The sequence below is a fragment of the Streptomyces sp. NPDC054887 genome (genome assembly GCF_053610585.1).
The window spans coordinates 1-8,142 of the sequence record NZ_JBSGYQ010000125.1; the positions used below are offsets into that span (position 1 = coordinate 1).

Sequence of the window (8,142 nt, forward strand, 5' to 3'; positions counted from 1 at the left end):
GCCTTTTGGGACTACTGCTGGGCTTCGATGAGGCTCTTGGGCCGCAGATCGGTCCAGTTGGCCTCGATGTGGGCCAGCGCCTCGGAGCGGCCCACCGGGCCGAGCACCGAACGCCAGCCGTCGGGCACGGTCTGGAACGACGGCCACAGCGAGTGCTGGCCCTCGTCGTTGACCAGCACCAGGAAGGAGCCGTTCTCGTCGTCGAAGGGGTTGGTCATCGGGTGACGCCTTTCTTGGATGGGGCGGTACGGGAGGGCAGGCTCGGCCGGTTGCCCGCGGGGGTCAGGCCCCGCCGCCGTCGCGCTCCGCGAGCACGCGGCGCAGAGCCCGCTTGTCGATCTTGCCGATCGCGGTCAGCGGCAGGTCCGCGACCGTTTCCACGCGGTCGGGCAGCTTGAACGCGGCCACGCCGCGCTCCAGCAGGAAGGCGCGCAGCGCCTGGACGGTCGGCGCCGACGAGCCGTCGGGGACGACCACGGCGCAGATCCGCTCGCCCTCCCCGGCGGGGTCGGGCAAACCGACGGCGGCACATCGCCGGACCTGCGGATGGGCCGCGACGTGGCTTTCGACCTCCTCGGCGGAGACGCTCTCGCCGTTGCGGTCGATGGTGTCCTTGACCCGTCCCTCCACGACCAGGTGACCGGACGGGAGTTGGCGGACCAGGTCGCCTGAGCAGTAGAAGCCGTCGGGGGTGAAGGCGGTGGCGTTGACCTCGGGGGCGCGGTAGTAGCCGCGCAGCGTGTACGGGCCGCGCACCAGCAGCTCTCCGGCCTCGCCGGGCGCGACGGGCCGGCCGTCCGCGTCCACGATGCGCAGCTCGTCGTCGTCGCTGAGCGGCCGGCCCTGTGTGAGGGCGACCGTCTCCGTGTCGTCGTCCGAGCGGGTGTAGTTGAGCAGGCCCTCGGCCATGCCGAACACCTGCTGCACCGCGCAGCCGAGCGCGTCGGGGATGGTGCGGGCCAGGTCGGCCGAGAGCTTCGATCCGCCGGCCTGGAGTACGCGCAGGCTGGAGATGTCCGCCGGGTCCCATTCCGCCGCGTCGGTCCACAGCGGGATCAGCGGCGGCACCAGAGCGGTGTGCGTGACGCGTTCGGCCTCGATCAGGGGGAACGTGTCACCGGGTGCGGGGGAGGGGGAGAGCACGACACGCCCGCCCACCGACAGGGTGCCCAGCATGCCGGGGCAGGCCAGCGGGAAGTTGTGCGCGACGGGCAGGCAGGCGAGGTAGACGGTGTCGTCCGACAGCTCGCACGCCTCGGCGCTGGCGCGCGCGTTGTACCCGTAGTCGTTGTGGGTGCGGGGAATGAGCTTGGGGACGCCGGTGGTCCCGCCGGACACCAGCAGGAGGGCGACGTCCGCCGGGTCGGGGTCGGGGAACTGGCGGGGCTCGGCGTCGACCTTGGCGAGCGCGGTGTACGGCCCCGGGTCGCCGGCGACGAGGACGTGCCGCAGCTCGGGCGCCTCGGCCTGTACGGCGGCGGCCAGTTCCCGGTAGTCGAACGCGGCGTACTCGTCGGCGATCACGTACGCCACGGCCCCGGACAGCCGGGCCAGGTGGCCGATCTCGGTGAGGCGGTGCGCGGGCAGCGTCAGGGCGGGTATCGCGCCCAGGCGGGCCAGCGCGAAGAACAGCACCGGGAACGCACCGGTGTTGGGCAGCTGCACCAGGACCCGGTCACCGGCGCCCACACCCAGGTCCGCCAGGCCGGCCGCCATCCGGTCGGCCCGCTCGTCGAGCTGACGGTAGGTGAGCCGGTCCTGCCCGGCCACGATCGCGAGCCGGTCGCCGTACCGGGCGGCCCAGTCGCGCAGCAGGGCTCCGAGGGTCCGGCCGTCCCAGTGGCCGGACGCGACATAGCGGGCCGCGGTCTCCGCGGGCCACGGGGTCAGCCCCGACGGCAGGGGCGAGGGGGGCTCGGTGGCGATAGGGGTCACGTTCGGCTCAACTCTCGTGGCCGGAGGGCGACTGGCGCTCCTCGCTGGTTTCCGCTCGTCATGGGTGCGGAGACCGGGGTCGTTCCCGGCATCCACAAACAGGTGTGGTTAGGTTAACCTAAGTCCTGTCGTTGCACACCTCTCGTCGCGAAGGGCCCTGCTGGTGTCCATTCCTGTCCGGTCAAGGGCGATTTGAGGGCGGTTCGCCCTTTGTCCGCGCGAACTGTCCGGATGCTCACAGCCGTCCGGAACGCGTCCCTCCCCACGACACGACGTCCCTAGGAAGAAGCCGCTTCATGCTGTCGATCGACGACCTCCGGCGAGTGGTCACCGAGCTGCTCGGCCCCGGCGCCGAATCCCCCGGCGACCAGGACAACCTCATCGAACTGGGCCTTGACTCGCTCAAGCTGATGAGGATCGCGGACCGCTGCCGACGGACAGGACTGGACATCGGCTTCGCCGACCTGGCACGGCGCCCCACGCTGGCCGGCTGGGGCGGCCTGCTCGCCGAGGCGGGAGGCGCGGCCGCGGCCGCGGCACCGGAGCCGGCCGCCGCCCCGGTGGCCGCCCAGGCGCCGACCGACTCCTCCGGGACCGCGGACGAAGAACCGTTCCCGCTGGCGCTCATGCAGCACGCGTACTGGGTCGGCCGCGGCGGCTCCCAGGCCCTCGGAGCGGTGGCCGCCCACCTCTACACGGAGTTCGACGGCTCCGGGGTCGACCCCGCCCGCCTCGGCGCCGCCGTGGCGGCGCTGGCGGAGCGTCACCCCATGCTCCGCGCCCGCATCCTGGACGACGGCCGCCAGGTCGTCGGACCGTGGACCCGTGGCACCGCGCTCCCTGTCCTCGACCTGCGGAACGCCTCCGCCGAGGAGGCCGCGGAGCGGACCGCCCGCCTCCGCGAACAGCTGTCGCACCAGCTGCTCGACGTCGAGGCGGGGCAGGTCTTCGACATCCGCGTCACCCTGCTGCCCGAGGGCCGCACCCGCGTCCACGTGGACGTCGACATGCTCGCCGCCGACGCCCGCAGCTACCGCACCCTGCTCGCCGATCTCGTACACCTCTACGAGCACCCCGAGCGTCCCCTGCCGGCGCTCGGCTACACCTACGCCCAGTACCTGAACGAGCGCCGGGCGCAGCCGCCGCGCGACCAGGACGTGCGCTGGTGGCGCGAGCGCCTCGGCGAACTGCCCGGCGCCCCCACCCTGCCCGCCCGTCCCGAGGCCGAGCGCGGCACCGAGCACCGGGTGACCCGCCTGCACCACTGGCTCAGCCCCGAACAGCGTGCCCACCTCACGGACCAGGCGCGGCGTCACGCCGTCACCCCGGCGGTCGCCGCGGCCACCGCCTTCGCCGAGGTCCTGGGCGCCTGGAGCGGGGAGCCCAGGTTCCTGCTCAACGTCCCCATGTTCGACCGCCGTCCGCTCCACCCGGACGTGGACAGCCTCGTCGGCGACTTCACCAGCTCCGTGCTGCTCGACGTGGACCTGAGCGAGACCCGTACGTTCGCCGAGCGGGTCAGGGACGCTCAGGAGCGGATGCACCGCGCCGCCGCCCACTCCTCGTACTCGGGCGTCGAGGTACTGCGCGACCTCTCCCGCGACCAGGGCTCCCAGGTCCTCGCCCCCGTCGTCTTCACCAGCGCCCTCGACCTCGGCGAACTCTTCGGGCAGGACGTCGAGCGCTGCCTCGGCGAACCCGTGTGGATCGTCTCCCAGGGGCCGCAGGTCCTCCTCGACGCCCAGATCACGGAGCTGCACGACGGCCTCCTCGTCAACTGGGACGTCCGCGCGGACGCCTTCCCCGACGGCGCCGCCGAGGCCATGTTCGCCGCGTTCACCGACCTCATGGGAACGGTGGCCGACGGCACCGCCTGGGACGTCCCCGTGGGACCGCTCGCCACCGAAGCCCAGCTCGCCGTGCGCACCGAGGCCAACCGCACCGACGGCCCGCTGCCCCAGCAGCCGCTCCACCAGGCGTTCTTCGCCCGCGCCGCCACCGCCCCGGACGCCCCCGCGGTCCTCGCCGCCGACACCACCTCGCTGACGTACGGTCAGCTCGCCGAGCGGGCGCTCCGCGTGGCCGGCGCCCTGCGCGCTCGCGGCGTCGCACCCGGGGACGCGGTGGCCATCCGCCTGCCCAAGGGACCCGACCAGCTCGTCGCCGTCCTCGGCGTCCACGCCGCGGGCGCCCACTACGTGCCGATCGGCGTCGAACAGCCGCCCGCCCGCGCCCAGTCCATCCGCGCCCGCGCCGGAGTCGAGGTCGTCCTCGCCACCGCCGCCGACGGCGACGCCGCCACCCTGCCGCTGTCCGAAGCCGCCGCCTGGCCCACGCCGCCGGCGGAACCGGTACTCGCCGACCCGCGATCCGTGGCCTACGTGCTCTTCACCTCGGGCTCCACCGGCGAACCCAAGGGCGTCGAGGTCTCCCACCACGCCGCCGCCAACACCATCGACGACCTCGTGGAACGCCTCGGCCTCGGCCCCGCCGACCGCACCCTCGCGCTCTCCGCCCTCGACTTCGACCTGTCCGTCTTCGACATCTTCGCCCCCCTGTCGGCCGGCGGAGCCGTCGTCACGGTCGACGAACAGACCCGCAAGGACGCCACCGCGTGGACCCGGCTCGTCCGGCAGCACGCCGTCACCGTCCTCAACTGCGTGCCCAGCCTGCTCGACATGCTGCTCACCGCGGCCGAACACCAGCCGATGGGGCCCGGCCTGCGCGCGGTGCTGCTCGGCGGCGACTGGGTCGGCGTGGACCTGCCCGTACGGCTGCACGCCCAGGTCCCGGGCTGCCGCTTCCTCGGCCTCGGCGGCACCACCGAGACCGCCATCCACTCGACGGTCCAGGAGGTCGTGGGCGGCGAGGTGCCCGCACGGTGGACGAGCGTCCCGTACGGCACCCCGCTGCGCAACGTCCGCTGCCGCGTCGTCGACGCCCAGGGCCGCGACTGCCCCGACTGGGTGGCGGGCGAGCTGTGGATCGGCGGCGCCGGAGTGGCCGACGGCTACCGTGGCGACGCCGAGCGGACCGCCGACCGTTTCGTCGAGGTCGACGGCCACCGCTGGTACCGCACCGGCGACCGCGCCCGCTACTGGCCCGACGGCACCCTGGAGTTCCTCGGCCGCGCCGACGACCAGGTGAAGATCCGCGGCTTCCGCATCGAACTCGGCGAGGTCGAAGCCGCGCTCGCCCAGCACCCCGCCGTCCGCCAGGCCACCGCCCTGGTCGTCCGCACCGGGCCCACGCCCCGCCTGTGCGCCGTCGTCGCCACCGGCGCCGGGGCCGCACTCGACGAGGCGGACCTGAGGGCGAGGGCCGCCGAGCGGCTGCCCGCCCACATGCTGCCGGACACCCTCGCCGTCCTCGACGAGATGCCGCTGACCGCCAACGGCAAGACCGACCGCCGCGCCCTGCGCGAACTGCTCGCCGCCCGGACCAAGGAAGGCGAGCACGAGGCCGCGCAGTCCTCCCTCGAGGAGGTCGTCGCCCGGGTCTGGGCGGACGTCCTCGGCACGGACCGCGTCGGACGCCACGACGACTACTTCCACCTCGGCGGCGACTCCATCCTCGCCACCCGCATCACCGCGCGGCTGCGCGAGGCCCTCGACACCGACGACGTGTCCGTCCACGACGTCCTCGCGTCCCTCACCGTCGCGGAACTCGCCCGGACACTCGCGGCCCGCGACGCCGACGGCCGGCTCGAACTCGTCGCCGAGGTCTACCTGGAGATCGACTCCCTGTCGGACGACGAGATCGACGCCCAACTCACCGACAACGACCGCGATGTGGAGCACGCGGATGGCTGAGCCGCTCGCCGGCGCGGCGGCGGGTTCCGCCGCCGACGCCTGGTTCCGGCGGTACGCGCCCCGGCCCGGCGCCACGGCACGCATCGTGTGCTTCGGCCCGGCCGGCGGCGCCCCCGCCTTCTACCGCGACTGGGCCCGGGCCGTGCCCGACGACGTCGAGGTGCTGTCCGTGGTCCTCCCCGGTCGCGAACGCCGCTTCGGGGAACCCGCGCTGACCGACATGCGGACGCTCGCGGACGCCGCCACCGCCGCGCTGCTTCCCCTGCTCGACCGGCCCACCGTGCTCTTCGGCCACAGCATGGGAGCCTCGGTCGCCTTCGAGGTGACCCGCCGTCTCGAGGCGTCCGGCGGGCCCCGCCCCGCCGCCCTCGTCGTCTCCGGCAGGCCGAGCCCCCGCCGGCTGCTGGAGCGCCCCTCACCCGTGGCGGACTACGACGACGACCGGATCGTCGCCTACCTGCGCCGCCTCGGCGGCACCCCGGACGAACTGCTCGACGACCCCGAGGCACGGGAACTGATCCTGCCGCCCTGCCGGGCCGACTTCCAGGTCATCGGCCGGTACGCCCCCGAGCTCCACCCGCGCATCACCACCCCGCTGCGCGTGCTCCTCGGCGACCGGGACGAGTCCGTGCCGGCCTGGGACGCACCGCGCTGGGGCGAGGTCGCCACCGGACCGAGCGCCCTGCACGTCCTGCCCGGCGGCCACTTCTACCTGATCCCCGAGCGGACCGCCGTCATCGACCACGTGCTGCGGTCCCTCCACCGCACCGCCGCGCCCGCCGCCGTACCGCCCGCCGACCTGCCGCACACCGCCGATCCCCACGAGGGAAACGCCCGCCACACCGGACGAGCCGACTCCGGGAAAGAGAGAGAAGCCGTGACCTTCGCCCCTGCCTACCACGAGCGCCGCATCACGCTGACCAGCGACGCGCTGAGCACCGCGGCGGCACTGTCGGAGACCTCGGCCGACTCCTACGTCCTCTACGAGAACCGGGGCGCCATCGGCTGGGCGGAAGGCGAGTACGGCACGGTCGTCGTCCGTTCGGGCGGGACCACCCTGCGCCTGGGCGACGCCGACCCGGTCGAGTTCCACGCCGGCCGCGGGGTCCTCGACGCCCTCGACCAGGCCCTTGCCGCCGTACGGGTCGAGGGCTGGCGGGCCTACGGCTGGGCCGCGTTCGAGCTCAGCTACCCCCTGCACGGCCTGCCCGCCGCGCCCGCCGACACCCCGCTCGCCCACCTCGCCGTACCCCGGCGGGAGGTCAGGATCGAGGACGGCGGCGCCCTGCTGCGCGTACTGGACCCCGAGGACCTCGACGCGCTGGAGCAGCGGGTGCGCTCGGCGGCCGCCCTCGGCGGAGCGGTCGGCAGCACGCGGCGGGTCACCGCCGACGTCGAGCAGCACGACGCCGACGTGTACCGGGCGTCGGTGGCGGCGGCCGTGGAGGAGATCCGCGCCGGCAACCTCACCAAGGTGATCCTCTCCCGCGTGGTGCCCGTCACCTCGCCCATCGACATGCCCGCCACGTACCTCGAAGGCCGCCGCGGCAACGACCCCGCCCGCTCCTTCCTGCTGCGGCTCGGTGGCTGGGAGACGGCCGGTTTCAGTCCCGAGATCGTCGCCCGCGTCACGGGCGAGGACGGCCATGTCGTCGCCCAGCCCCTGGCGGGCACCCGCGCCCTGGAGGGCGACCCGGAGGCGGACCGCGGCCGCCGCGCGGAGCTCTACCGCGACGAGAAGGAAGTCTTCGAACACGCGGTCTCCGTCCGCCTGGTGGCGGAGGAACTGGAACAGGTCTGCACCCGGGAGTCCGTCGCCGTCGACGACTTCATGTCCATCAAGGAGCGGGGCAGTGTGCAGCACCTGGCCTCCCGCCTCTCCGGTTCGCTCGCCGAGGGCAGGACCGCGTGGGAGGCGTTCGGCGCCCTGTTCCCCGCGGTGACGGCCTCCGGCATACCCAAGGCCGAGGGCTGCGAACTCATCCGCCGCACCGAGCGCCGGCCCCGCGGCCTCTACAGTGGCGCCGTGCTCACGGTCGACGCGGACGGCACGGTCGACGCCGCCCTGGTGCTCCGCAGCGTCTACCGCCACGAGGGGCGGACCTGGATGCGGGCCGGCGCGGGAATCGTCGGGCACTCGACGCCGGAACGCGAACTGGAGGAGACGCGCGAGAAGATGCGCAGCGTCTCGCGCTTCCTGGTCCCGGCGGCCGAGACCCGGGGCACGGCCCTGGCGTCCGCCCCTGACGAGCAGTCCGCAGCGCTGGCCCGCTGAGCTCACCGGGGAGGACGGGACCGGAAGCGGGGCCCCATGTGGCCGTACCCCCTGTGGGGCCGGGCGACGGAAAAGCCGCGCGGGTCGTCCGCTCCCCGCGGGGTTTTACGGGGGGGAGAA

4 protein-coding genes are annotated in these 8,142 nt (G+C 74.2%); 2 read left to right on the top strand and 2 right to left on the bottom strand.

Going from position 1 to position 8,142, the window contains the following annotated elements; all coding sequences use genetic code 11:
* Positions 1 to 11: 11 nt before the first annotated feature.
* Positions 12 to 218, bottom strand: a complete 207-nt coding sequence (locus ACWGH0_RS34275; RefSeq protein WP_453408184.1) for an MbtH family protein — start codon at positions 216 to 218, stop codon at positions 12 to 14.
* A gap of 64 nt (positions 219 to 282) precedes the next feature.
* Positions 283 to 1,935, bottom strand: coding sequence for a (2,3-dihydroxybenzoyl)adenylate synthase (locus ACWGH0_RS34280; RefSeq protein WP_453408185.1), 1,653 nt, complete (start codon positions 1,933 to 1,935; stop codon positions 283 to 285).
* Between the two features lie 296 nt (positions 1,936 to 2,231).
* Here ACWGH0_RS34280 and ACWGH0_RS34285 point away from each other — a divergent pair, with 296 nt between their 5' ends.
* Together ACWGH0_RS34285 and ACWGH0_RS34290 are read left to right on the top strand one after the other, a co-directional pair.
* Positions 2,232 to 5,747 (top strand): amino acid adenylation domain-containing protein, encoded by a 3,516-nt coding sequence (locus tag ACWGH0_RS34285; protein ID WP_453408186.1) that lies wholly within the window; start codon positions 2,232 to 2,234, stop codon positions 5,745 to 5,747.
* A complete protein-coding gene (locus ACWGH0_RS34290) occupies positions 5,740 to 8,022 on the top strand; it encodes a salicylate synthase (RefSeq protein WP_453408187.1) in 2,283 nt (760 codons plus the stop codon). Before ACWGH0_RS34285 ends, ACWGH0_RS34290 begins: the two co-directional genes overlap by 8 nt.
* Positions 8,023 to 8,142 lie beyond the last annotated feature (120 nt).

What these genes read in the sequence shown, in the direction of transcription:
- ACWGH0_RS34275 (WP_453408184.1), bottom strand. Translation starts at nt 218, where the DNA reads ATGACCAACCCCTTCGACGACGAGAACGGCTCCTTCCTGGTGCTGGTC.
- ACWGH0_RS34285 (WP_453408186.1), top strand. Translation starts at nt 2,232, where the DNA reads ATGCTGTCGATCGACGACCTCCGGCGAGTGGTCACCGAGCTGCTCGGC.
- ACWGH0_RS34290 (WP_453408187.1), top strand. Translation starts at nt 5,740, where the DNA reads ATGGCTGAGCCGCTCGCCGGCGCGGCGGCGGGTTCCGCCGCCGACGCC.